This window comes from Halorhodospira halochloris (genome assembly GCF_002356555.2).
Classification (GTDB): Bacteria; Pseudomonadota; Gammaproteobacteria; order Nitrococcales; family Halorhodospiraceae; genus Halorhodospira; species Halorhodospira halochloris.
The window spans coordinates 282,020-307,515 of the sequence record NZ_AP017372.2; the positions used below are offsets into that span (position 1 = coordinate 282,020).

Genomic DNA, 25,496 nt, shown 5'->3' on the forward strand with positions numbered 1-25,496 from the left:
GTGTAAATCCTCATGCAGGGGCTGCATGGCGCCGGCCCTACACCGCTAGATCCTCGGTTGCAGGTTGGTGTCGGGGTGGCCGAAATTGGTCTCCCTCAGCGTTCCTAAGGGTGCTACTGCCTCCCTCCTGAGCCATTTAGTTGTCCCGGTGTGGAGGTCTTGGCGCCAGGGATGGCGCCATGAAGCCTCCAGGGGTGGACTCACGGCGTCCTCCACACCGGGGCAGCTAAGTGGCTCAGAGGGAGGCAGGGACGTGCTTTATAGCGCCTCAGAGGCGTAGTCGGCCAGGCGCGAACGCTCACCCCTTTGCAGCGTGACGTGGCCGCTGTGCGGCCAGTCCTTGAGCCTGTCGACGACATAGGTCAGCCCCGAGGTGGATTCGGTCAGGTAGGGCGTATCAATCTGGCCGATATTGCCCAGGCAGATAACCTTGGTCCCCGGTCCGGCCCTAGTTATGAGGGTCTTCATCTGCTTGGCGGTTAGGTTCTGCGCCTCGTCGAGGATAACAAACTTCTCCAGAAAGGTGCGTCCACGCATGAAGCTTAGCGAACGGATCCGCACCCGGGAATGGAGCAGGTCAGCGGTGGCTGCTCGGCCCCAATCTCCGCTGCTTCCCCCTGGTGATGCCAAGACCTCCAAGTTATCCATCAGGGCACCCATCCACGGCGTCATCTTCTCCTCCTCGGTGCCGGGCAGATAGCCTATCTCCTCACCGATAGCCACCGTGGCTCGGGTAGCGATCACCTCGCGGTAGCGGTTCTCGTCCATGGTCTGACTCAGGCCTGCGGCAAGGGTCAAGAGCGTCTTACCGGTGCCGGCGCTGCCGAGCAGGGTTACTAGGTCGATCTCGGGGTCCATGAGCAGGTTAAGGGCGAAATTCTGCTCACGGTTACGGCCTCTTATCCCCCAGACCGAGTGCGCAGCGCGGAAATCGCGCAGGGGGGCGAGTAGCGCCCAACCATCAGCAATAGAGCGGATAATGCCTTCGAAATTGTCCCGTTCTGTAAACAGGCACTGGTTTACCCGCCAAGCTGCCCCGGGAGGCACTGGCAGCCGCAGGCACTCACCCTGTTGCTGCGCCTGTTCCCAGGTCTGCGCCGGGATCTCTGCCACGCCGGTGGGCAGCAGATCGATGTCATCGATGGCACGATCGCTCTCGTAGTCCTCGGCGGCTATGCCGGAGACCTGGGCGCGGATGCGCAGATTGATATCTTTGGAAACGAGCACCGGGGCGAATTCACCCTGCCTGGCGTTCAGGCTTCTGGCAGCGGCAAGGATCGCCGTATCGCCGTGGGTGTGGTGCTCGATCTCAAAAAAGAGCCGGCCGGTGGGCTGGCCAGGCCCTCCCGCTCCTAGCGGGAGGCCGTCGGACAGCTGCGCAGGAGTCCTGCCGGCGAGTAACTGATCAAGAAAACGGCTTACCTGGCGGGCGTTACGGGCCACCTCAGAGAGCCCTTCCTTGGCTGAGTCAAGCTCTTCGAGTACTGCGCCGGGAATACAGACGTGATGCTCCTCAAAGCTAAACAGGGCAGTCGGGTCATGGACCAACACAGATGTGTCGAGTACGTAGATTCTCGGCCGTGGCTCACTAGTCATCAGTTTTACCTGTTCGGATGTATCGCCAGCAGCGTAGATAACCTATTTCGCAGGCTCCATGATGGAGTCAAGGTTGAGCTGATCGCAAAAGCTCATGAATTCGTCGCGCAATGTAGATATGTGGATGCCAGCCGGAACATCTATGGTAAGCTGCAGGGAGAACATGATGGTACCTGTGCCGGAGGTGGTGTAATTGGAGGTGTTCATCTCGCGTATGTTGATATCGCGGCTAGCGAAGAATTCGGTCAGCTGCGCCACGATACCAGGTGCGTCGAGTGCAATTACCTCCACAGAGTAGGGCAACAGCTGCCCGCCTTGTTCTTGCGCCTCGGTGCGTCTGATCTGGATATCCATGCCCATCCGTTTGGCACAATTGGGCAGGCTGGATTCCAGTTTGGCGAGCTCATTCCAGCGTCCGGAGACCATCATCATCAGTGCAACCTCCTTACCGAGGATGCTCAGGCGACAATCCTCGATGTTGCTGCCGGTTTCGCTGATGGCGCTGGATAGATTACGGATTATCCCCGGGCGATCCTCGCCCAGGGCGGTGATGACAATAAGGTTTTTCATCTCAATGCAGCCGACCGTAACAGTGAATGTACGCCGATCATTGTATCATGGCGTGATGCCTTGCTTGGCGGTTACCCTGCCGCTAGGTACCATAAGTAGGCCCTTATTCCCTTGAACCCGCATATTTTGATGGAGGTGCTTGATGTTCCGCGGCAGCATGGTGGCGATGGTCACCCCAATGCAGGCACAGGATGGTATTCGCGACGCCGTCGATGACCAGGCCTTGAGGCGTTTAGTCGACTACCATGTCGACAACGGCACGGACGCGATAGTGGCTGTGGGGACCACAGGCGAATCGGCGACCCTCGACTATCAAGAGCATGAGAATGTCATCAGGATAGTGGTTGAAGCTGCTGCGGGGCGGATCCCGGTAATCGGCGGTACCGGAGCCAACTCCACCTGGGAGGCCATAGAGCTTACCCGCAGTGCCCAGGAGAGTGGCTGCGACGGCGCCTTATTGGTAGTTCCCTACTACAATAAGCCAACCCAGCAAGGCCTGTATGACCACTTTAAGGCGGTAGCGGATGCCGTGCCGATACCGCAAATCCTCTATAACGTGCCCGGGCGCACTGGCTGCGACATGCTACCGCAAACAGTGGCCAGACTCGCCGATATTGACAATATAGTCGGCCTTAAAGAGGCCCAAGGAACTGTCGAGCGGGCGCGCGAGGTGGTTGAACTGTGCGGTGACCGGCTGGATGTCTTCTCCGGCGATGATTTTAACGCCCTGGGTATAATGCGCGCCGGTGGTAAGGGGGTTATATCGGTCAGCGCCAACATTGCTCCCCGGCAAATGCACGAGCTTTGTGAGGCAGCCCTGAGTGGCGATGATGAGAGGGCGGAGCAGATCAATGACAAGCTCAGCGATTTGCACCAAGCCATGTTTAGTGAGTCCAATCCTATCCCGGTAAAATGGGCGGTGGAGCATCTCGGTCTAGCCGGTGCCGGGATGCGGCTGCCGATGACTAGACTGACCGCGGATAATCAGCAGCGGGTGCTGAGGGCAATGGAGCAGGCCGGACTGCTGTGACTGTTAACTCTGAGGTATGTTTTAAGATGTTGCGCCTGTTACCTGTGGTTGCAGCCGGTTTAGGACTGAGCTTGCTGGTCGCCTGCGGCAAGGAGCCCATGACTCGTGAAGAGGCTGAGTATCCCGATAATTTGGTGATTCCACCAAGCCTTATCGATGAGCCCGAACGTGACGTTGAGGTAGCCGAACGCCGGCCCCGCTCAGCAGAGGAAGAGGATCGGCCTGATTTGCCGGTAGATGTTGAGCAGACTATCCCTACCCGAGTGCAGGCTGACGGCGATGCGCTGGAACTGCGCGTGGATATGGCGCTCAACCAGGCTTGGGTGGATACCGGCCAGGCGTTGAATAGGCTCGACTTCACGATTCTAGAGCGTGAGCGCGATGATCTGCGCTATGAGATACGCTACGCCCCCAGCAGCGAAGAGGAAGTTGAGCAGCCCGGCTTTTTTGCGCGCGTCTTTGGCGGAGCCGAGCGGGTCGAGACGAGCCCGCAGCGCTATACGATAGAGCTCGAGCAGCGGGCATCCGGGGTGGCGCTCCGGGTAAAAGATCGCCAAGGCCAGCCGGCCCCGCGCGAGGTATCTGAGCGCTTGCTCACCCTTATCGACCGGGAGTTGCACTGATCCGGTCTATCCAACCAAGTAAATGCGGCCGTGGCGCAGACCATGACTGCTCCTCAGCAGCCCATAAGGTGGGCTAATTTGATCCGGAAGTGTCCGAAAATTGCCTGATATGTCTGACAATATTCTCACCATACCTGGTAAAAGAGCCAGTTCGCCGTTCCGTCTAATCAAGCTGCGTGATCAACTGCTCAACCAAGACCTGCCGGTGCTGGAGATAGATGCCCAGCAGCTGCACTTTGTAGCCGTGAGCGAGCCGCTTGATGGCGCTGAGCGCAAGCTGCTGGAGGGTCTGCTCGACTACGGTGCTGAGTATGCCAGCTCGGCGGGGCTCGAGCAGGACCGCCACAGCAGCGCGCCGGGCCAGCAACCAGATAGCCAGCGCGGCGCTGCGCCGAGCCCGGACGGAGCGGATGGTGAGAGCGGCGAAGATCACGAGTCTTGCGTCTTAGTTGTGCCACGTCCGGGGACAGTATCGCCCTGGTCGAGCAAGGCTAGTGATATCGCCCACAACTGCGGCCTGGCCAAGGTCGAGCGCATAGAGCTCGGCACCCGTTACAAGCTGACGCTGCGCGAGGACGTGGGCGCAGATGGCTGGGCGCAAATACTCGCACAACTCCACGATCCGCTCACCGAGGTGGCGATGCGCGAGGACGCCGATGTCGCCGCCCTGTTTGCTGAGCGCACCCCGGCTCCTTTGCAAGTGGTTGATCTACTTGAGCGCGGACGTCCAGCACTGGAGGAGGCTGATCGCGATTTAGGCTTGGCCCTAGCTGTCGATGAGATCGACTACCTAGAGCACAGCTACGCGCAACTGGGCCGTAACCCAACCGATGTTGAGTTGATGATGTTCGCCCAGGCCAACTCCGAGCATTGCCGGCACAAGATTTTTAATGCCGATTGGGTAATCGATGGACAGGAGCAGGAACTGAGCCTGTTTGAGATGATCCGCTGTAGCTACGCTGCGCGCAGCGCCGGGGTTCTGTCTGCCTATAGCGATAATGCCGCGGTGGTGGCCGGGCAGCCGTCAACTCAGCTGTTTGTTGATAGCGATCAGGTCTATCGGCGTAGCGCCGAGGCAGCGCACCTGGTGATGAAGGTGGAGACTCACAACCATCCGACCGCCATAGAGCCGTTTGCTGGGGCTGCCACCGGAGCCGGTGGTGAGATTCGGGACGAAGCGGCGACAGGCCGGGGCGGGCGATCCAAGGCCGGCTTGACCGGATTCTCCGTTGCCAACCTGTGCATCCCCGGCTTTGAGCAGCCTTGGGAAGGTCGGCAGCGGCGTCCGCAGCGGATCGCCTCGCCGTTGTCGATTATGACCCAGGGCCCATTAGGCGCTGCCGGCTATAACAATGAACTGGGTCGCCCCGCGCTGGCGGGTTACTTCCGTACTCTGGAGATTGCCGAGCCACAGCCTGATAGTCGGGCGCCGACGGTGGCGGGGCAGCAGCACGAGGGCAGTGCTGAAGATGAGGCGATTAACCTGCTGCGTGGTTACCACAAGCCGATTATGATTGCTGGAGGCATGGGCAATATCCGTACTGACCATGTCCATAAGCAGGAACTGCCGGCAGGTACCCCGATAGTCGTGCTCGGCGGACCGGCGCTGCTGATCGGGCTCGGCGGTGGCGCTGCCTCTTCGGTGGCCAGCGGCAGTAGCGCTGAGCAGCTCGATCTGGCCTCGGTGCAGCGGGCCAATCCAGAGATGCAGCGCCGGGCTCAGGGGGTTCTCGACGCCTGCACAGCCCGGGGGGATGAGAATCCGCTGCTCTCTATCCACGATGTCGGGGCCGGTGGTCTATCCAACGCCATTCCCGAGATCATCGACGACGCCGACAGGGGCGGTGAGATCGAGTTGCGCACGGTGCCGCTCGCCGACCCGGGCATGTCGCCGCTGGAGATCTGGTGTAACGAGTCTCAGGAGCGCTACGTCCTGGCCGTGGCCGGCGAGCGCTTGGCAGAGCTCGAGCGAATGTGCGCGCGCGAGCGCTGCCCATATGCAGTTGTCGGCGTTACGACCGCCGCACGGCAACTTAAGGTCAGTGATAGCAGGTTCGCCAATACACCGGTGGATCTGCCCCTGGAGCTGTTGCTCGGTAAGCCGCCGAAGATGCTGCGCGATGTTCGCCGGCTCCCTGCCCGCGCTAAGCCACTGCAACTCTCTGGAGTAAGCGTTGCAGCGGCGCTAGAGCGCATCCTCTGCCTGCCGGCGGTAGCGAGCAAGGAATTTCTCATAACCATCGGCGATCGGACGATCACTGGTCTAGTGGCTCGGGATCAGATGGTTGGGCCGTGGCAGGTGCCGGTAGCCGACTGCGCGGTGACCACATCTGATCATGTCGGCTACGCCGGCGAGGCGATGGCAATGGGCGAGCGGCCGTTGGTGGCGCTGCTCGATGCCCCCGCCTCAGGGCGGCTGGCGGTAGCCGAGGCGCTGACTAATTTGGCCGCTGCCCCGGTAGGGCGGCTGCGCGAGGTCAATCTGTCGGCCAACTGGATGGCTGCCTGCGGGCATGAGGGCGAAGATGCGGCGCTCTACGATACCGTCGCTGCGGTGGGGCGGGATCTCGCCCCGCAACTGGGTATAGCCATACCGGTGGGCAAGGATTCGCTGTCGATGCGCACGGTTTGGCGCGATGAGCAGGGCAGTCACGCGGTGGTCGCGCCGGTCTCGCTGGTCGTCTCCGCATTCGCGCCGGTTACGGATGTCCGCGCTAGCGTCACCCCTCAGCTTGATCGCCAAGCAGAGGATACGGTGCTCCTGGCGATAGACCTAAGCGCGGGGCGCAATCGCTTGGGCGGCTCAGCACTGGCCCAGGTCTACAATCAAATCGGAGCGCAGCCGGCCGATCTGGATCAGCCCGAGGCGTTGCGCTGGGCCTTCGATGCCATTCAGCAGCTGCTGGATGAGCGGCGCGTGTTGGCGCTACACGATCGCTCCGACGGTGGGCTGCTGGTGACCCTCTGTGAGATGGCCTTCGCCGGATGCTGCGGGGTTGATGTCGATCTCGCCGAGTTGGACACGGCGCTGACAGGGTCGGCGGCAGCTGGCGATCGCGGCAGTATTATGGATGAGCCGGGCCTGGCCGCGGCATTTAGCGAGGAACCAGGCTGGGTAGTGCAGATGCGGCGCAGCGATGCCGAGCTATTCCAGCAACGCTGCGCTGAACAGGCCCCAGAGGACCTGCGGGTAAACGAGATTGGCGCCGTGCGCGCAGATGATCAGATAGTCGTGCGCTGGGGCCAGCAGACCCTGCTCGAGCGCCCGCGTCGCGAGCTGCAGCAACTCTGGGCCCGGACCAGTTTCGAGATGCAGCAACTGCGCGATGAGCCGCAGTGCGCCGCGGAGGCTTGGGCGAGTATTCCAGACAGCGCTGATCCCGGCCTTACAGGTTGCCAGCTTAGCTTCGATGCGCAGGAGGATGTTGCCGCACCAGCGGTGGTGGGCGGTGCCCGACCGCGGGTAGCGATCCTGCGCGAGCAGGGTGTCAATGGCCATGTTGAGATGGCTGCAGCCTTTACTGCCGCCGGTTTTGAAGCGGTAGACGTGCATATGAGCGATATCCTCAGCGCCCGTGACGATCTGCGCAGCTACTATGGCCTGGCCGCCTGCGGCGGGTTCTCATACGGCGATGTGCTCGGGGCCGGGGGCGGCTGGGCGAAGAGTATCCTGTTCAATGAACAGGCACGTGAGGCCTTTCAAGCCTTCTTCGAGCGGAGCGAAACCTTCACCTTGGGCGTCTGTAATGGCTGTCAAATGCTCGCTCACCTGCGCGAGCTGATCCCTGGGGCTGCTGCTTGGCCGCGCTTCGTCCGCAACCGCTCGGAGCAATTCGAGGCGCGCTTGGCCATGGTCGAGATTATGGAATCACCCTCGATAATGTTGGCCGGCATGGCCGGTTCGCGGTTGCCGATTGCAGTCGCTCACGGTGAGGGGCAGGTCGATTTCGGCAGCGCAGAGAGTGCCGCGGCGCTGCCGGTAATGCGCTACGTGGATGGTTGGGGCCATGTTGCCCAGACCTACCCGGCCAATCCTAACGGTTCGCTGGGTGGGTTGACCGGATTTACCAGCACTGATGGCCGGGCGACCATTCTGATGCCGCACCCCGAGCGGGTATTTCGCGCCGTGCAGTTCTCATGGCGGCCGCCAGAATGGGAGGGTGACGGGCCGTGGCTGCGGATGTTCCGCAATGCCCGGCGCTGGATCGGGTGACGGCTTGGTTAACTTTTCTGTAACCTTGAAGGTCGATTGCTAAGTCCATACGTATTACGGCAGGGACAAGTGTACGGAGGCTGCCAATGTCTACTCCTAACAAGCCCATTCGAACTGTAGTCTTCCCCGTCGCTGGCCTCGGTACCCGGTTCCTGCCGGCGACCAAGGCAAGCCCGAAAGAGATGCTGCCGATTGTCGATCGCCCGCTGATCCAGTATGCGGTAGATGAAGCCGCCGCAGCCGGCGCCGAATACCTGGTCTTTGTTACCGGGCGGACCAAACGGGCGATCGGCGATCATTTCGATACGGCCACTGAGCTTGAGCATGAGCTCGAAGCCAAGGGCAAGTATGAACTGCTCGACACGGTAAAAAACACCGTGCCGCCGGGGTTAAGCTGTATCTATATCCGCCAGGGCAGGGCCCTCGGTCTAGGCCACGCGGTGGCATCGGCAAGGGCGGCGGTGGGTCGGCGTGAGCCATTCGGGGTGATCCTTGCTGACGATTTGATCGATACAGCCGACCAACTCCCAGTTTTGGCCCAGATGGCCGCTGTGGTCGAGGAGTATGGCGGTTCGGTGCTCGGCGTAGAAAGGGTGCCGCATCAAGAGACCGATAAGTACGGCGTGGTTGAAGGTGAGTCTATCGCCTCAGGTATAACGGCGGTCAAGGGTATGGTCGAGAAGCCTGAACCCAATGAAGCGCCATCGAATCTCGCTGTTGTTGGCCGCTATATCCTTGAGCGCGACATCTTCGAGTATCTTGAACAGACTCAGCCCGATAAGCGCGGGGAAATCCAGCTAACCGATGCCATAGTGGCGATGATGCAAGAGCGGCCGGTCTATGCGTATGAGTATAGCGGTCGGCGTTACGACTGCGGCGATAAGCTCGGCTATCTTAAGGCGGGAGCGGCATACGGTCTCCAGCACCCGAGCCTCGGTCCGGCCTTTGAGGCTTATCTGCGCGAACTGCTCGATGAGCGTTCGCGCGGTTGATGGCCGTTACTAGCCTTTAGGGGAGATCCAAAGCCGCACCCCGGAGCCACTCAACCTTCCCCGGTGTGGAGGTCTTGGCGCCAGGGATGGCGCCATGAAGCCTCCAGGGATGGATTCGCGGCGTCCTCCACACCGGGGAAGTTGAGTGGCTCCAGGGTGGGGCTTTGGAGGCTACCTTGAGGAGGATATTGCCCGGCGGCAATACGTTCCTGGCGACTAGTCCCCTTGCTGCCACTGCGCTGCGACCCGGCGCAGTGCCTCCAGAGAGTGGACATCGGTACTCTGCAGCTCGATGAAGCTGCGTGGTAAATCTGCGAATAAACGCTCTATGGTCTCCAGATGGCGCCCCTGCGCCGCCCGCCGCTGGCCAAGGAAGTCGTCCGGGCCTGGTTGCCCAACAGGTTCCTTAGCAGCTCCCTTAGCAACTCCCGGGAGCACCTTATTGATCGCTAGGGCACTGACCGGCAAGCGGTGTTCGGCGAGCTCGGCGACCGCCCGCTGGGTCTCCCTAACAGGCAAGTGTTCGGGAGTTAGGACAAAGACAAAAGAGCTCTGCTCGTGGTCAAGGAGCATGTCGCGAACCACGGCGATACGCCGCCGCCTTTCATGGAGCAGCTCATAGAGCGGATCTTGGGGCGGCTCATTCTCTCCTAGCCACTGCGAACGCTCCCTATTGTGCTCGTGGCGCTGGCGCAACAGCCCGTCTATCCAGGCGCCCATAAGCTCGGGCAGGTTGAGCAGGCGGATGGTATGGCCGGTGGGGGCAGTATCGAAGACCACCTGATCATAACCGCGCTCCTCACCAAGTTGTGCCTCGTCCAAGATGATCGCCACCATGCGATCAAACAGCGCCGCCTCGTAGGCACCCGGAGAACCGGCCGCTAAATCGATATGGCGCTCGGCTTCGGCGAGCAGGCTGGAGCGGACAGTGGCGCGGATATTCTCCTTGACCCTGGCTATGTAGCTGCGGCACTCGGCATCCGGATCTATCTCCAAGGCGTCCACCCCGGGTGCTACCGCACGCGCCGTGCCATCCAGTTCGCGGTCAAAGGTGTCGCCCAGGTTGTGGGCCGGGTCAGTAGAGATCAGCAGCACCCTCTTGCCCAGATTGGCCCGGGCCAGGGCGTGGGCGGCGGCAAGGGTAGTCTTGCCGACCCCGCCCTTACCAGAGAAAAAGAGCAAAGGGGTGTTGAGGTTAGCAGCAGCGCACATGGTCTAGCGGTGAGTGCTCCATGCCCATGCGCTTGTGCCACTGATGGTAGGACTCGATCAGTGCCGGGTAGAGCTCAAGGGTGTAGTAGCTAGCAGGGTTGGGCAGCCCCATGGTTTCGCTAAAGAGCATAAGCATGATCAGATCCTCACGCTCGGCAAGCTCGCGCCGCACCTCGGCCTCGTGGCCAAGGCGCAGCATACGGTCATAGCCTGAGGCAAAGGCGGCAAGTCGCTCGCGTAGTTTCTGAGCCATATTATGACTCTCCCTTATCGGTTTGCTCGGTTTGCTGTCCCTTACCGGTTGGTCGTCCATTCTCGGCACTATCGTTTGTCTCCTCGGCTGTCTCATCGGCTGGGTCGCGCAGCGCTTCGAGCTCTTCGCGATGGTAGAACAGGCGGATTGCCTCGAGAAGTATCCATACCGCAAAGCCGAGGATTATGGCGCCGAGTGCGAATAGCAGCCACTGGGCATCAGCCTCACCGACCCCGGACCAGTCGAGGACTAATTGCTGGGTTAGAGCCCAGATCGTCATGGCTAACAGAAAGATCATCGGTACCAATGTAGGTAGGGGGTTGCGACCCTGGCGGAAGAGCCAGAGCGAGATGAGCATGAGGGTTATCCCAGCAAGGAGCTGATTAGATGTACCGAATAGTGGCCAGAGCAGATAGCCTCCGGAGCCGACCCCTTGGCCGCCATCGGGGACAAGGGCGAGCAGGGCGGTCATGCCTATAGCCAGCGAGGTGCCGATGTGACGCCGGGTAAGATGATGGACCCGATACTCGTTGCCCAACTCACCGATTATATAGCGCAGCAAGCGCACAGCTGAATCAAGGGTGGTAGCGGCAAAGCAGACTATAATCAAGGCCACGATAGTTGCTGCGATCTCGCTCGGGATGCCAACACCGGAGGCCAGGACAGAGGCGCCCTCGACAAAGTTGCCGATGCCGACATCACCGGCCTTAGCGAAGCTTGAGTAGCTGTCGAGAAATTCGCTTTGGCTGGCGAAGACCGTAGCAACCGCAATGATCGCGATGAGCGCCAGGATCCCTTCGCCCAGGGCTCCTAGGTAGCCGACAGTGCGGGCGTCAGGCTCCCGATCAAGCTGTTTGGAAGAGGTCCCGGAGGCGACAAGGCCGTGGAACCCGGAGATTGCCCCGCAGGCGATGGTGATAAAGAGCAGCGGGAACCATGAGGTCTCGGCGGCGTTGTTATAAATCGGTGCGGTGACCTGCGGCTGGGTCAGCAGCAAGCCGAGATAGAGGATAGCTAAGCCGACGATCAATTGCTGCGCGTTAATATAATCGCGGGGCTGGAGCAGCTTCCAGACCGGCAAGGTGCTGGCGACATAGACATAACCGAGCAGTGCCAGGATCCAGATCAGGAAGCTCGCCGGAGTTGCCTCAAGACCGAAGACAAAGGTACTCGCGCCTTCGCCGCCGAACCATCTGACCAAATCGATTTGTAGCCATTCGACGTAAGTCGTAACTACCGCAGTGCCATACATAAGCGCTAGCGCTATTATGGATGGCAGTAGCAAATTGCCGCCACGGCGCAGAACCTTGTAGCCGATCCAGATTGCAACCGGGATCTGGAGTATTACTGGGAGGACTGCAGAGGGGTTATTGATAAAGAGATTGGCAATGGCCCAGGCAAAAACCGCATTCACCATCAAAATCAATATGAGTATTATAAATAAAAATAATATCTTGGCGCGTCTGCCGATTATGCGGTTGGCCATGGTGCCGATTGATTGGCCACGGTGGCGGTTGGAGAGCACTAGGGCGCCGAAATCATGGACCCCGGCGGCGAAGACCGTGCCCAGGGCAACCCAGGCTAGAGCCGGTCCCCAGCCCCAGTAAATAGCAATGGCGGGGCCGATTATCGGGGCAGCACCGGCGACAGAGGTGAAGTGGTGCCCCCATAAGATCCACTTATTGGTGGGCACAAAGTCAACACCATCGCGGTAACGGTGCGCCGGGGTGATAAAATTCGGATCGAGTCGATAGATGTGGTTGGCAAGGTAGCGTGAGTACCACAACCAGCCGAAGATGTATAGGGCTAGTGCAGCCATGGCCAACCAGATGGCGCTCATGAGCCTTACTCCTTAATATGTTTTCGTGACTGGATGACTGCTATCGCCTCGCTACCCCGACAACCTACAGCGTGGTTTACGGGGGCGAAATGCTAGCATCGCGCTAGATGCTAGCTTGTCGGGGAATCGTTGTCATGTCTGGTGGAGAGTTTTCTTGCCACACAGGGAACCTCTAAAACTTCGCCGGCGCCACCATCCGCCCCGGTGTGGAGGACGCCGTGAATCCATCCCTGGAGCCTTCATGGCGCCATCCCTGGCGCCAAGGCCTCCACACCGGGGCGGATGGTGGCGCCGGCGAAGTTTTAGAGGCCACCCACAGTTACATACTTGGAGGCAGCATGAGCGAAATAGTAGTAGGGTTGGATGGCTCAGAGGGCTCGCAAAGGGCTCTGGAATGGGCGGTCGATGAAGCACGCCTGCGTTCAACCGGGGTGCGGGCAGTCTATGTCATTGACCGGCGCTACCTCGATTCGGAACTAGGGGTGCTCGTAGCTCAGCCGGCATCAGAGCTCGAGGCGGAGGCGCATGGCATCGTTGATCGGGCCATAGAATCACTCTCCGCAGCTGACGATGTGGCGATCGACAAGCATGTTTTGCATGCCAAGGATCACGGAGTAGTAGGTACATTGCTCGACCAGATCGGCGCCGATGCGCAGCTATTGGTTGTTGGTAGCCGCGGGCATGGCGGTTTCGCCGGGCTGCTGCTCGGTTCGGTAAGCCATCAGATTCTTCAGCATGCCCCTTGTCCGGTAGTGGTAGTACCCTATCGACGCTAGCAGGAGGCTGGATGTTGCCGGCAGCAAAAAGGCTGCGCAGTTTATGCGCAGCCTGGCAGAGGGGGTTATGTGAAGATTTATACAGAGGAGAAGCAAAGGCACGGCTTGAGATTAGTCAGCTTGCCTGCTCAACCTTGATCCGCTTACCGGGTTGCTCCTCGCGCTTGGGTACGGCTACCTCAAGCACGCCGTTGCGGCACCGCGCCTGGATGTTGTCCGCATCGACATTCTCCGGCAGAGTGAAGCGGCGGAAGAAGGTCCCGCGGACTCGCTCAACCCTCTTCCAGTTGGGCCCATCCTCGGATTTATTATCTTCGCGGTACCCTTTGATGGTCAGCATACCGTTGTCCATGGCAACATCGATGTTCTCAGCGTCAACCCCAGGCAGGTCGACGTGGACGTGGTACGCCTTGTCGTCTTCAGCGATATCTACGGCGGGCATCCAGTTAGAGGCAGACTCGCCATTCTCCGATGGGGTTCCAAGCATGCCCTGGCTGCCTGCACTAAAGATCCGGTCCAGGTCGGTTTGTAATTGGCGTAAGGTATTAAGAGGATCATAACGCATCATAGCCATAGGTATTACCTCCCGAATAGGTATACTGTGCGTTATTAGGAGCGGAGCAGATCAGCTGAACTTGCCCTGCTCCTAACTTCATAGTTGGAGGCTAGTTTTCGTGTTTTCAAGTGGTGATAATAACTCTCAGCACAACTATTCTGCCGGGCTGCGCGGGCGTATTCAGTGGTTGGTGGAAACGCCCTGGTTCCAGAACACTATCATCGTTCTTATCTGCATAAATGGTGTCACTCTTGGCCTAGTTACCTCGGATGACATCAAGGCCTGGGCCGGTGGCCTAATACCGCTTATCAACCAGGTTATTATTGGCGTCTTTGTGGTCGAAGTGGCCCTGCGTATAGTGGCCTGGGGTCCGCGTTTCTTCCGCGGCCCGTGGAATTTGTTTGATTTCTTTGTGGTGGCGATAGCTCTGGTGCCTGATGGCGGGGCATATTCCGTGTTGCGTGCCTTACGCATCCTGCGCCTGCTGCGCTTGATCTCGCAGGTTGGCCGGTTGCGCATAATAGTTGAGTCACTGCTGCGCGCCTTGCCCGGTATCGGTTGGATCGGTGTGCTGCTTCTGCTGGTCTACTATGTATTTGCGGTTATGGGCACGGAGCTCTATGGCGAGAGTTTCCCAGAATTTTTCGGGACCGTTGGTTTGAGTATGTATACCCTATTCCAGGTAATGACCCTGGAGAGCTGGTCGGAGGCGATAGCTAGGCCGGTAATGGAGCAGTATGCCGGGGCTTGGTTCTATTTTGTAACATTTATCCTGGTATCTGCCTTTACCGTTCTCAACCTATTCATAGGTATTATCGTAAACAGTATGCAGTCGCTGCACTGGGAAGAGGAAGAAGAGAAGCGTATGGAATCAGAGGGCAAGGCGCATACTGAGCGGGAAGAGATGTTACATCAAATTAAAGAGATGAACGCTAAGATAGATCGCCTGGAGCGCAGGTTGAGTAATAACGGAGAGCGAGATGGAAGCGGTTAAGATCCGTATTGAAGGCATGAGTTGTAGCCACTGCGAGGCCTCAGTGCGTGAGGTATTGGAGACCTTGCCGGGGGTTGAACAGGTGATAGAGGTAAGTGCCGAGGCGCAACAGGCGCAGGTCAAGGGACGCCCTGATCCGGCACTGGTGGCGCAGCGCTTGGAGGAGATTGGATTCGCGGGCATGGTTACGGACGATTAGAAGGGACATCTAATAAACTCCCACCCTGGGCCTAGCTGCCCCGGTGTGGAGGTCATGGCGTCAGGGATGGCGCCATGAAGCCTCCAGGGGAGGATTCACGGCGTTCTCCACACCGGGGCAGCTAGGCTCGGGGGGGTTAGAGGCGCCCCAGATTAACCAGAGTAACTAGAGTAACTAGAGTAATCAGATGCTCTATATATGGGAAACAACAGGCCTAGACATTCCGGCCGAGGTGGGGTGAATGGCTGAACAGAGCCTAGAATTGGTTATAGAGGGGATGACCTGCGCATCCTGTGTGGCACGGGTTGAGCGCATGGCTACCCGCCTGCCGGGCGTCCATTCGGCTTCGGTTAGTCTGCCTACCGAGCGGGCCACGATCAGCTTCGATCCGGCCCAGGTCGACAGTGAGCAGATAATCGAGGCGATATCCAAGGGCGGCTTTAAAGCCACAGTCCGGCGCGATCAAGAGCGCTCCATGCCTGATTCAGCTCGGGAGCTGGGCTCTTTGTGGCGCGATTTATGGCTGGCAGTGGCGCTGACCATACCTTTGGTAGCCGTGGCCATGGGGCCGATGCTGCTGCCCGGACTAGACTCTGCCATGCAACAAGTTCTGGCGGAGAGGTCCTGGCTGTGGGTTGAGTGGCTATTGGTGACGCCGGTATTGCTCTGGGCTGGCAGAAGATTCTTTGCTCGGGGCGCACCAGCCCTATTGCGTCTCCACCCGGAGATGAACTCGCTGGTAATGCTCGGCACCAGCGCCGCCTGGCTCTACTCAACCACGGTCTTGCTATGGCCAGAGCTCTTTCCCGAGCAAGCCCGCGGTGTCTACTTCGAGGCGGTGGGGGTGATCATTACCCTGGTCTTGGTTGGTCGTTACTTTGAACTCAAGAGCAGGGGCCAGGCATCTCAGGCGATACGCCGCCTGCTCGAGCTACAGGTGCCAAGCGCGCGAGTGATCCGCCAGGGCCGCGAAGAAGAGGTTGAGGTCAAGCGGTTAGAGCCAGGCGATCAAGTCGTGGTGCGCCCGGGTGAACGGCTCCCGGTGGATGGCCGGATTATCGAGGGCTCAAGCTATATCGATGAGTCGATGGTAACCGGTGAACCGGTGCCGGTAGCGCGGGGGGTTGGCGATGAGGTGGTCGGCGGTACTGTCAATCGCAGCGGCTCGTTCACCTTTGCCGCCTCGCGTGTGGGCGCAGACACAGTGCTCGGCCAGATCGTGCGCATGGTCGAGGGGGCGCAGGCCTCCAAGCCCCCCATCCAATCACTCGTCGATCGCGTTGCCGGCTGGGTGGTTTGGGCGGCCATAGCCTTGGCGATTGGGGCAGCGCTGAGTTGGTCGCTGCTCGGTTTCGGCATCGACCATGCGTTAGTGGTGGCAGCGGCAGTGCTGCTTATTGCCTGCCCTTGTGCCATGGGGCTGGCTACGCCGATGGCGATAATGGTCGGCACTGGGCGTGGTGCCGAGCAGGGGATCCTGTTTCGGCGCGGGGCGGCCTTCCAGGCCTCTGCCGGGGTAAACGTCGTGGTCATGGATAAGACCGGGACGTTGACCGTGGGGCGGCCGGTGTTGACCGATATTGAGCCGGCGGATGGCTTTATGGCCGATGATGTACTGGTTCAGGCAGCGGCGGTGGAGGGGCGCAGCGAGCACCCTCTGGCTGAGGCCATAGTTGCCGCTGCCCACGCCCGCAATCTTGGCGTTGCCGAAGTAGCAGACTTTGCAGCTGTCCCGGGCTACGGGGTACAGGGTAAGGTCGATGGTGAAGAGATTGTGGTCGGAGCGCGCCGCTTTCTCAACCAGCTCCAGATAATGGTGCCGCGCGGTTTGCATGAGCGCGCTGCAGAACTCGCCAAGCAGGGTCGGACGCCGCTGTTTGTCGCCATAGGTGGCCGAGTGGCTGCCTTGCTCGCGGTTGCCGATCCGATCAAAGAGGGCTCGAAGCCTGCCATAAATGCGCTGCACAGCATGGGGCTGCGCACCGTGATGTTGACCGGTGACGATCGTGAGACTGCTGATGCGGTGGCGCGCCAGATCGGCATCACTGAAGTCAAGGCCGATGTGCTGCCGGCTGATAAAGAGGCGGTTATTGGCGAAATGCAAAGTAAGGGGCTGCGGGTGGCGTTTGTCGGTGACGGTATCAATGATGCCCCCGCCCTGGCCCGGGCGGATGTCGGAGTAGCTGTAGGGACAGGCACCGATGTGGCCATTGAGGCCGGCGATGTGGTGATCATGGCCGGCGACCCGAGGAGCATGGCGCGGGGCCTCAGCTTGGCGCGACGGACTTTTCGCACCATCAGGCAAAATCTCTTTTGGGCATTTGTCTACAACATAACCCTGATGCCAGTAGCCGCGGGGGTGCTCTACCCGCTGTGGGGAGTACTGCTATCGCCGATGATGGCGGCGGCGGCAATGAGCCTGTCAAGCCTGCTGGTGGTCTCTAACAGCCTGCGCCTGCGCCGCGTGGAGCTGGTCCGCTAGTGGGCCACTAGTGGCTTTCTAGTGGCTATTACGGGGGTCGCCACAACAGCGCTTGTATTTTTTGCCGCTGCCGCATGGACACGGTTCGTTCCGGCCGACCTTGTTACTGCGCGCCGGCTGTTGTGGCCCCGGTTGCTGCGGCGGCTGCGTTGAGGGGGTTGAGAATGGTATTTGATCGAGCCGTGGCTCACCCTTCTCAGAAGCGTTAGCGGCCGTCCCAGCCGGCATCCCCATTGATCCTTGCTCATCATCATCGCTATCTATATCGCGGCGGAGCGTGCCGGCAAAGATGGCGATATCGCTAAAACTTTCATAGAAAGTAGTGTGGGCGAACTTGGCCATATTCTCGATGGTGGTCTTTTCATTATCCTCCTGGGCACCGCGGCAGACCCGCTCGGCCTTTTGGCGATCGGCGAAGATCTCCAGTGCCATCGTCGAAAAGCCACACACTTCGGCTACTTCCATCTCCCAATTCTCTCTCTCTTGGCTGTTTTGAGGCATATCCTCTCGCGCCTCGTCCAGCCAATCGAGCAAGTGGCCAAAACATCTGCGGGCGGTCCTGAACCCGCGTGCCCACTGGCTCACCGGGGCATCAGGATGAAAGTTATCCATTGGCTCACTCTTGAGAGTGCACCCTTCGGGCAATTCAGCAACGCCTTCAAAAACTTGCGAGTTGATGACGTTATAAAGTTGCAGTAGGTTGCCGATGATCTCGCTAAACTCTGCTTTATTCGCCGCCACACCAGCTTGGCTTTGGTCGTCCGGATTGAGCAGTGGGCCGAGCCACTCGCTGGGGGAGATGGGTTCCGGATGGGTGGCTATGGCGAAGAGGTAGCCGTGCAGACCCATAAAGCCACTATCCCAGACGGCCTTGGCGTGTTCTCGGTTGTAAAAGCCCTCCAGGCTTTGGCGTAGCTTGTCAGGGATGTGCAGTGATTCCGGGCGCAGCGATGGGTCACTAAATGGATCGCCGTCGAGATCTTCGTCTAGCTTACTAGATCCAGAGCACCTGCAGCCTCTTTCATGGGCCTCCAGGGTAGCGCTAAGGATGCTATCGAAGATCGGGATTTTGCGCAGTTCGCGGCCATCCAGCAACGCCTTGCCAACGGCGGCAAAGCTCATCCAGGTATCCTGGTTCCAGCCCTGTTGCAGGGCTAATGCCGAGCGAAAGCAATGTTCTGCCCACCAGGGACGGCGATCAACGTCAAGGTGTCGGCGCAGCTCCAACTCGCGCTTATTCGGGCTGGAGTAGGCATCGATTATAGATGCGCTCTCTGGGTTGTCATCGAACCAGGTGTCGACAATCGGGAACTGCTCAGCCCATTTTGCACTCTGGTTGATCAGCCGGCCACGCTTTTGCGGGGTTAGTGACTCGAGCTTGTTATCGGGGTCTAATATATCAAGCCATTGGCGAGTGCTTATTGGTTCAGGGGCGATTTGCCCTTGCAGGGCAAAGATGGTTACCAGATCAATCAAACTGGCGGGCGGTGGTTCTTCGCTTTCGAGCTGACTGGCGAGGGCGTTGTTAAGCAAGGCAATGGCAATATCTGGGGTGGCTTCGCCGAGTGGCGAGTCGATCTGCAGAAGCTCCAGTTCTTCGCTTAGCTGCCGCTGGTCAAGGCCGCAAAGAGTCTCCACTGAGTAGAAGCCGCTGTCGACCTCCAGCTCAACTAAGCCGAGAAAGTGCTCACCCTCGTTGTGGCCCGTGATCGCTAGATGTTGTAAGGCGCCGCCCTCAGGTATTGAGAGATAGATACCGTCGACACTCGCTTGTTGCTCAAAGACCGGTTTTGCCGAGCTACCGTCGGTTGGGGCGTCATCGATTATGTCTGCGACTAACTCTGCACATTCCTCGTCTGGCAGCCAATGGGCGATGATCGGCAGCCGTGCCCTGACGTAGGGGCTGAGGGTCTGATCTTGAGCATGGCTCAGGAAGCAGAGCAGAACAATGTGACGTAACTCCCAGAGCGTGTCCAGGGCCCAATAGAGGGCCAAGCGCTGCCAAATATCCTCTTGGCGTGATGCAAGCCGCCACGCCATATCTATGAATAGGTTCTTGGGGATCTCGGGGCCGTGATCCTCGATTGCTTCGTATAACTCAGCGACGCTTTCTGGGCGCGGGCTATCAATTTGTATCTCTAACTCAGCGGGCAGGTCAGAGGTTACGATCGAGAGCAGCCCATCAAGAACCTCTTCATCTTGCAGATCATCGTCTTCTACCAGTCGTCTGATTTGACTGTGAAATGATATGCTCTCCTCGTACGGGGGATATTCGTGATCTTTCATACAAGTGCTCTCTTGGGCTACTTTAAATGGTTTAAAAACTTACGCGCCGAGAATAGCAAAGGCCTCACCCGGATGACTCTACTATGCCTGTGAAGATCTTGGCCAGTGCCGACCTGCATCTGGGCCGGCGTCCTTCGCGTCTGCCGGAGAGCTTGCGGTCCTCATCGCGCGAACTCGGGCCGGCCGGTGTGTGGAGTAAGATGGTTGATGCTGCCCTGGAGGCGGAAGTCGATGTGGTGGTTCTGGCAGGGGATGTCGTTGAGCATGAGAACGATTTTTATGAGGCTTATCGTGAACTGTACCAAGGTGTACAGCGCTTAAGCGCGGGTGGGATAAAGGTATATGCGGTTGTTGGCAATCACGATGTCCACGTTTTACCGCGTTTGGCCGGGCAGATAGAAAATATCGAACTACTCGGCCGCGCCGGCGAGTGGGAGTCGGTGACCCTGCAAGTGAAGAGCGAACGGGTTACCTTTTGGGGGTGGTCTTTCCCGCGGCCGCAGGTTACTTATAGTCCACTGGCCGGGCAGCGCCTGGAGCGGGGGGCAGGCCCTAACATCGGCGTTCTCCACTGTGATCGGGGCCAGAGCTCCAGCCCTTATGCTCCGGTTGCAGAGGGTGAGCTAGTAGCGGCGGGAGTCGATTGCTGGTTATTGGGTCACACCCACGCCGCCGATGACTGCAGCTACGACTATAAAAGTGCTTACTCGGGCGATGGTCTTGGCGGTTATTTGGGCGGTTATTTGGGCTCACCGGTGGGGACGGATCCGGGGGAGCCGGGTGCGCACGGCCCCTGGCTAATAACCATAGAGGGTGGCCAGATCGGCCGCATAGAGCAGTGGCCGTTGGCGGCGCTGCGCTGGGAAGAGCTACGCGTCGATCTGTCTGCTATCACGGCAGCCGAACAGGCCCGCGAGCGCGTGCTGGAGGTGGCGCGCGATCTTGATCAGCAGCTGCAAGATGCCCCTCCTCAGGCGGTTGGGTTACGGGTAGTCCTGGGTGGCCAGAGCGATTTGGGTAGTGAGGCGGTTGCCCTCTTCGGCGATGAAGCGCGTGATCATCTGCTCAACGGCGCGGCGGGCACCCATTACTTCATCGAGCGGGTGCAGCTGGCGACCCGCCCCAGTATTGATCTCGCCGAGTTGGCTGCGGATAGCGATCCGCCGGGGCTGTTGGCACGGCAATTGTTGCTGCTCGAACGGCCGCTGGATGACCCGCAGCGCCAGCAGCTGATTGCCGAAGCGAGAAGGCGCCTGCAAGAGAGGGCACGCGAGGCGCGCTGGCAGGAGATCAGTCCGGCCACGATCGACGATGAACAGGCTGCTGAGTGGCTGCGTCAGGCCGGTCTGCGCATCCTAGAGCGGCTACGTGCTCAACAGCCGCAGGAGGAGGCTGAGCAGTGAGGTTGACGCGCCTGGAGATTCAAACCCTGCCCGGCATTGAGCCCGGTTTTGCTATTACCGACTTCGGCCCTGGGCTGAATCTTGTCACTGGCCCCAATGGCAGCGGTAAGAGCAGCCTGATCAGGGCGTTACAGGCCTTGGTGGTCGAGCCGGGGCCTGACGATCACTTCGCCATTGCGGTTGCGGCTAGCTTCAGCGGTGATGGCCAGTGGACGGTCAGGCGCACCGGTCAGCAGCAGGTTTGGGAGCTCGATGGCCGCCCTGCCCACTCTCCACGTCTGCCGCGGCGCGATGTGCTGCGCTGTTATTGGCTGACCATGGAGGATCTGCTCGTCGCTGACGAGCGGGATGATCGCCTCGGTGCCGAACTGCGCCGCAGCCTAGCGGGCGGCTATGACCTGGTGGCGTTGCGTAACGAAGAGCAGTTCCGAGTTGGCAAGCAAAACGGTGTGCGGGAGGCAAAGGCCTTGCGCGAGGCTCAGGCCGAGCAGCGCCGCGTCGAAGCCGAGTATGCCGATTTGTACCGCCAGGAGGCGCAGCTGCCTGAGCTCGATGAGCAGATCGATGCCGCACGGCGGGCGGCGGGGCGCAGCGAGCAGCTGCGCCAGGCCTTAGCACTGCTTCAGGCACGGCGTCGGCGTCAGCAGGTCGAGGCGGTTTTGGCCGACTTCGCAACTGGCCTGGAGCGCTTGCGCGGCGATGAGATGGAGCGCCTCAATAAGCTTGAGCAGCGGCGTCTGAATCTTGAGCATGAACTCAGACGCCAAGGCGAGCGTCGCGAGCAGGCGCGTGACCAGTTGGCCGCGGCCGGGTTCGGCGATACTCCTCGGCCACAGGCGGTCGAGCTGGATAGTGCCCGTGATGAGCTTGAGGAGGCGCGCCGTGCCCAGGAGCAGCTTGATCAGGAACAGCGGCAATTGGAGCGGGCGCGGGCGAGTGAGCAGCGGGCGCGGGCGGAACTTGCCGGTACGGCTAATACTGAGCAGAGTAACCCTGAATCGGCTAACTTGATCTCCCCTCAAGCCTTACACGAGGCAGAAAGCCTGGCCCGGCGTCTGCAGCGCTGCCAGGCGCAACAAGCCGATCTGCAGGGTAAGCTCGAGGGTATGCCGGCCGCTACCTTTGCTACTAGCCATGTCGAGCTATATTGGCAAGCAGCTCACGCCCTGCGCGTCTGGCTGGCTGTGGGCGGCTTTGACGCTCGGCTGCTCTATGCGGTCCTGGCGCTGGCGTTAGCAGGATGCGGCGCAGCCGGGGTAGGCGCCTACCAAGTCGAGGACTGGATTGCCCTGGGTGGATCGGTCTTAGCCGGCCTGGGCATTGCCGCTGCCGGCTGGTTGGCTCCTAGTGATGACCGGCGCGCAGCGCAGCAGCGCTTTAGCGAAACCGGACTGCAAGCCCCGTCGCGCTGGCGAGCCGATGCCGTACGCGAGCGTTTGCAGGAGCTGGAAACCGCCCGCGCCGATTTGCAGCGGCGCCAGGCTGATGCAGAGCGGGCGGCGGAGTTGCGCAATGCCCTGCAACAAGTTGATAAGGAGTTGGCGGAGTTGGAAGCCGAGCGCCACGAGCTTGGCCACCGGCTGGGGTTCGATCCGCAGCTTACCGCCGCGGCCTTGGATCGATTCGTCCGCCTCAGCGAGCAGCTCGATCGGGCTCGGGATGAAGGCGCCGCGGCACAGGAGAATTGCCGCCGCTTAGAGAAGACGCTGGAAAAGTCGCTGGCTCGGGTACGGCAGCATTTAGCAGCGAGTGGAGTTGAATGCAGTGCAGCAACCGGCGGCCTGGTTGAACTCGAATCGGCCCTACATGAACTGCGCGAGCGCAGCCGCCGGGCCGAGAGCGCCGAGCGTGAATATCATCAGGCCCACAGCGAGCAGCAGCGCTTAGAGCGCGAGCTAGATGAGCTCGCTAGTGAGCGCGGCCAGCTGTTTGAACAGGCCGGGCTAGAAGAAGATCAACGCGACGAGTTGGCGCGGCGCTGTGAGCAGCACCCGGCCTGGCGCGAACAGCGCGATCGGCTGCGTGAGGCGGCGGCGGTAGAGGCTGAACGGCGCAGCGCGCTGGCGAGCGATGAACAGTTGTTGAGCCGGGTAGATAGTGGTGATGAGCAGGGTTTGCAGGCCGAACTTGAACAGGCCGAAAACGAGGCTGCCGAACTCGAGAAGCTGCGTGATCAAGCTAGCACGATCCGTACCCGGCTCCACGACGCCGGCCGCGATTGGCGCCTGGAGCAGGCTATGGCTGCTACCGAGAGCCGCCAAGCAGCGCTCCATGAGCGCTTTGCTGAGGGGCTTTTTGCCGAGGCGGCGCAGGTGCTCTTGGATAACGTCGAGCGCGAGCACCGCCAGCACCATGAGCCGCAGGTGCTAAGTGATGCCCGCGATCGGTTTCGCCGTTTTACGCGGCATAACTACGACTTGTGCTTGGGTGAGGATTTTACCTTTTTTGCCCGCGATCTCAGTCAACAAGTCGACCGTGATCTGGGGGAGCTGTCTACAGGTACCCGGATGCAGCTACTATTGGCGGTGCGCCTGGCCTGGGCAGACCAACTCGAGCAGGATCGCGAGAGCCTGCCACTCTTTCTCGATGAGGCCTTAACTGCCAGCGATGAGGAGCGCTTTGTGCTGATCGGTGCCACCCTCGGGCAGATGGCCCGGGAAGAGGGCAGGCAGGTCTTTTATTTGAGTGCCCGGCGCCATGAGCTGCCACTCTGGCAGCGGGCGGTCGGGGAGCTGCCGCACGTAATAGATCTGGCGCAGATTCGCTTTGGCGCTGCAAGTGACTCTGCCCAGGTCGATTTTGCCTTGCCTGAACGCGACCCGGTTCCAGCGCCTGGCGAGCAGGAGCCGGCTTACGATTACGCCCAGCGCATCGGTGTCCCGGCGATAGCGCCGCGGGCGCCGGCGGGTTCGATGCACATCTTCCACCTATTGCGTGATGATCTGCCGCTGCTGCATAGGCTGCTGGAGGATTGGCGGACCATGACGCTCGGTCAGTTCGAGGGGTTGCTGGATAGTAGCGCAGCCCCGGCGGTGATCGCCGCCCAGACAGAGCGCCAGCGCTTGCGCGGGCGCTGCAGTGTGGCGCGGTTGTGGCTAAATGCTTGGCGGTATGGTCGCGGCACCCCGGTCGATCGGACGGTTCTGGAGAGGTCCGCGGCAGTGTCAGCGACATTCATCGACCGCGTCGCTGAGCTCTGTGACGGCCTTAGCGGCGATGGCGAAGCGCTGATTGAGGCCCTGCGCAATGGCGAGGTGCGGCGCTTCCAGAGTAGTAAGATCGATGAGCTGGCGCAGTGGTTGGAGGATGAAGGATATATCGATCCGGCTACACCTCTCGATGCCGAGGCGCGCGAGCGTCAGGTGGTGCAGGATGCAGCGATGATTGCTTCAGTTGATGAGATTAGGCGGGTGGTGGCGTGGTTGGAGGCCGGTTTGGCAGCTGCTTAATGCGCCAGGTCTGGCGCTGCGGATTTCTGAATGGAACTTCTACGAATCCCCCGGAGCCATTTGCTACCCCGGTGTGGAGGACGCCGTGAATCTATCCCGGGAGGCTTCATGGCGCCATCCCGGCGCCAAGACCTCTACGAATCCCCCGGAGCCATTTGCTACCCCGGTGTGGAGGACGCCGTGAATCCATCCCTGGAGGCTTCATGGCGCCATCCCTGGCGCCAAGACCTCCACACCGGGGTAGCTAAATGGCTCCGGGGGAGTTTTAAGAGGCGCCTACCAATTGGATCAATGGGAGTTTAGGGGGTTCCTAAAAGAGGAAGGCTCAACTCTTCCTGAGTTGAGCCTTCCGAGAGAGCCCAATTTACACATCGAGGGTTAAGCTAGAAGGCGCTTACCACTGCTGACCACCCTCAAAGTCATCAAGGTCTTCACCTCCTTCGGTATCACCTTCCTCGGCGGGTTCGCCGAACGGGTCGGCTGCCTCACCTTCCGGCTGGCCCCATGGATCCTCTGCGGCCTCTTCTTCCGGCTGACCCCACGGATCCTGTGCGGCCTCACCTTCGTCTTGCTCCATCTCTTCTCCGGCAGGCTCGGCCCACGGATCACCGGCATCCTCGCCCTCTGCGGCATCGAATGCCAGGGCAGAAGTGGATGCTAGGGCAAAGGCTGAGGCCAGTAGAGTTGCGAGGAAAGTCTTGTTTTGCATGCTATCACCTCCTGTTAGGAGCTAAGGATTTATCAAGTGATTCAGTCAGTAACTGCTCAAAGAGTAGTTTTATGAGTCATCATCAGAAGTTCGGCGATGAAATTGAGCCAACTATGCTGATCACTATCTAGGGCTTTGCATTACCCATGCCAAAACAATCGCCATCTAAGTTAATCCCAGTAATATCAGGCAGATAGAGATTTTATCTGGCAATAACAAATGATTTGCCGCAGAGGACAGCCTTAGTAAGTGTTGGGTCTGGGCGACACCAATATAGGCCTGACTGGTAAGCACCTGAGAGTAAAGGATTATA

At 59.9% G+C, this 25,496-nt stretch carries 18 protein-coding genes; 10 read left to right on the forward strand and 8 right to left on the reverse strand.

Going from position 1 to position 25,496, the window contains the following annotated elements:
- Nucleotides 1-258: 258 nt before the first annotated feature.
- Together HH1059_RS01260 and HH1059_RS01265 are read right to left on the reverse strand one after the other, a co-directional pair.
- Nucleotides 259-1,596, reverse strand: coding sequence for a PhoH family protein (locus HH1059_RS01260; protein ID WP_096407404.1), 1,338 nt, complete (start codon nt 1,594-1,596; stop codon nt 259-261).
- Nucleotides 1,597-1,638: 42 nt separating this feature from the next.
- Entirely contained in the window at nt 1,639-2,166 is a 528-nt protein-coding gene (locus HH1059_RS01265; RefSeq protein ID WP_096407407.1) for a glycine cleavage system transcriptional repressor, read from the reverse strand.
- 142 nt (nt 2,167-2,308) lie between these two features.
- On the opposite strand from HH1059_RS01265, the gene dapA reads away from it, so the two are divergent.
- From dapA to galU, 4 genes are all read left to right on the forward strand, one after another.
- Nucleotides 2,309-3,196 carry a 4-hydroxy-tetrahydrodipicolinate synthase gene (dapA, locus tag HH1059_RS01270; protein WP_096407409.1) on the forward strand — a complete coding sequence of 296 codons (888 nt, stop codon included), beginning with the start codon at nt 2,309-2,311 and terminating at the stop codon, nt 3,194-3,196.
- Nucleotides 3,197-3,222: 26 nt separating this feature from the next.
- Nucleotides 3,223-3,819: an outer membrane protein assembly factor BamC gene (locus tag HH1059_RS01275; RefSeq protein WP_162549275.1), complete on the forward strand. Its 597-nt coding sequence runs from the start codon at nt 3,223-3,225 to the stop codon at nt 3,817-3,819.
- Nucleotides 3,820-3,928: 109 nt separating this feature from the next.
- The gene (purL, locus tag HH1059_RS01280) at nt 3,929-8,032 is read left to right on the forward strand and encodes a phosphoribosylformylglycinamidine synthase (RefSeq protein WP_096410283.1); all 4,104 of its coding nucleotides are present in this window, start codon (nt 3,929-3,931) and stop codon (nt 8,030-8,032) included.
- Between the two features lie 86 nt (nt 8,033-8,118).
- Complete coding sequence (galU, locus tag HH1059_RS01285) at nt 8,119-9,024, forward strand: UTP--glucose-1-phosphate uridylyltransferase GalU (RefSeq protein WP_096407414.1); 906 nt, start codon at nt 8,119-8,121, stop codon at nt 9,022-9,024.
- 216 nt (nt 9,025-9,240) lie between these two features.
- Here galU and HH1059_RS01290 read toward each other — a convergent pair whose 3' ends face one another.
- From HH1059_RS01290 to HH1059_RS01300, 3 genes are read right to left on the reverse strand one after another with little or no spacing between them, the layout of a single operon-like run.
- On the reverse strand, nt 9,241-10,236 hold the full coding sequence (locus tag HH1059_RS01290; RefSeq protein WP_096407417.1) for an ArsA family ATPase: 996 nt from the start codon (nt 10,234-10,236) through the stop codon (nt 9,241-9,243).
- A complete protein-coding gene (locus HH1059_RS01295) occupies nt 10,220-10,489 on the reverse strand; it encodes a cory-CC-star protein (RefSeq protein ID WP_096407419.1) in 270 nt (89 codons plus the stop codon). Before HH1059_RS01295 ends, HH1059_RS01290 begins: the two co-directional genes overlap by 17 nt.
- A 1-nt stretch (nt 10,490) precedes the next feature.
- A complete protein-coding gene (locus HH1059_RS01300; protein ID WP_096407422.1) occupies nt 10,491-12,329 on the reverse strand; it encodes a carbon starvation CstA family protein in 1,839 nt (612 codons plus the stop codon).
- 218 nt (nt 12,330-12,547) lie between these two features.
- On the opposite strand from HH1059_RS01300, the gene HH1059_RS01305 reads away from it, so the two are divergent.
- Complete coding sequence (locus tag HH1059_RS01305) at nt 12,548-13,105, forward strand: universal stress protein (protein ID WP_231901982.1); 558 nt, start codon at nt 12,548-12,550, stop codon at nt 13,103-13,105.
- Nucleotides 13,106-13,220: 115 nt separating this feature from the next.
- On the opposite strand, the gene HH1059_RS01310 is transcribed toward HH1059_RS01305, so the two are convergent.
- The gene (locus tag HH1059_RS01310; protein WP_096407424.1) at nt 13,221-13,679 is read right to left on the reverse strand and encodes an Hsp20/alpha crystallin family protein; all 459 of its coding nucleotides are present in this window, start codon (nt 13,677-13,679) and stop codon (nt 13,221-13,223) included.
- Nucleotides 13,680-13,779: 100 nt separating this feature from the next.
- On the opposite strand from HH1059_RS01310, the gene HH1059_RS01315 reads away from it, so the two are divergent.
- The 3 genes from HH1059_RS01315 to HH1059_RS01325 all read left to right on the forward strand — a co-directional run bounded on the left by HH1059_RS01315 (nt 13,780) and on the right by HH1059_RS01325 (nt 17,336).
- On the forward strand, nt 13,780-14,655 hold the full coding sequence (locus tag HH1059_RS01315; RefSeq protein ID WP_096407427.1) for an ion transporter: 876 nt from the start codon (nt 13,780-13,782) through the stop codon (nt 14,653-14,655).
- Nucleotides 14,642-14,854 carry a heavy-metal-associated domain-containing protein gene (locus HH1059_RS01320; RefSeq protein WP_096407429.1) on the forward strand — a complete coding sequence of 71 codons (213 nt, stop codon included), beginning with the start codon at nt 14,642-14,644 and terminating at the stop codon, nt 14,852-14,854. The genes HH1059_RS01315 and HH1059_RS01320 overlap by 14 nt, the downstream gene beginning before the upstream one ends.
- A 241-nt stretch (nt 14,855-15,095) precedes the next feature.
- A complete protein-coding gene (locus HH1059_RS01325) occupies nt 15,096-17,336 on the forward strand; it encodes a heavy metal translocating P-type ATPase (protein WP_096407432.1) in 2,241 nt (746 codons plus the stop codon).
- An 18-nt stretch (nt 17,337-17,354) separates the two neighbouring features.
- Here HH1059_RS01325 and HH1059_RS13880 read toward each other — a convergent pair whose 3' ends face one another.
- Nucleotides 17,355-19,622: a UPF0149 family protein gene (locus tag HH1059_RS13880; protein WP_096407434.1), complete on the reverse strand. Its 2,268-nt coding sequence runs from the start codon at nt 19,620-19,622 to the stop codon at nt 17,355-17,357.
- An 83-nt stretch (nt 19,623-19,705) separates the two neighbouring features.
- Between HH1059_RS13880 and HH1059_RS01335 the strand changes: the two genes are divergently transcribed.
- Both HH1059_RS01335 and HH1059_RS01340 read left to right on the forward strand, forming a co-directional pair.
- Nucleotides 19,706-21,025, forward strand: a complete 1,320-nt coding sequence (locus HH1059_RS01335; protein WP_096407437.1) for a metallophosphoesterase family protein — start codon at nt 19,706-19,708, stop codon at nt 21,023-21,025.
- Entirely contained in the window at nt 21,022-24,474 is a 3,453-nt protein-coding gene (locus HH1059_RS01340) for an ATP-binding protein (protein ID WP_096407439.1), read from the forward strand. The genes HH1059_RS01335 and HH1059_RS01340 overlap by 4 nt, the downstream gene beginning before the upstream one ends.
- Before the next feature lie 394 nt (nt 24,475-24,868).
- Here the strand turns inward: HH1059_RS01340 and HH1059_RS01345 are convergent, their stop codons facing one another.
- Nucleotides 24,869-25,183 carry a hypothetical protein gene (locus tag HH1059_RS01345; RefSeq protein WP_096407442.1) on the reverse strand — a complete coding sequence of 105 codons (315 nt, stop codon included), beginning with the start codon at nt 25,181-25,183 and terminating at the stop codon, nt 24,869-24,871.
- Nucleotides 25,184-25,496 lie beyond the last annotated feature (313 nt).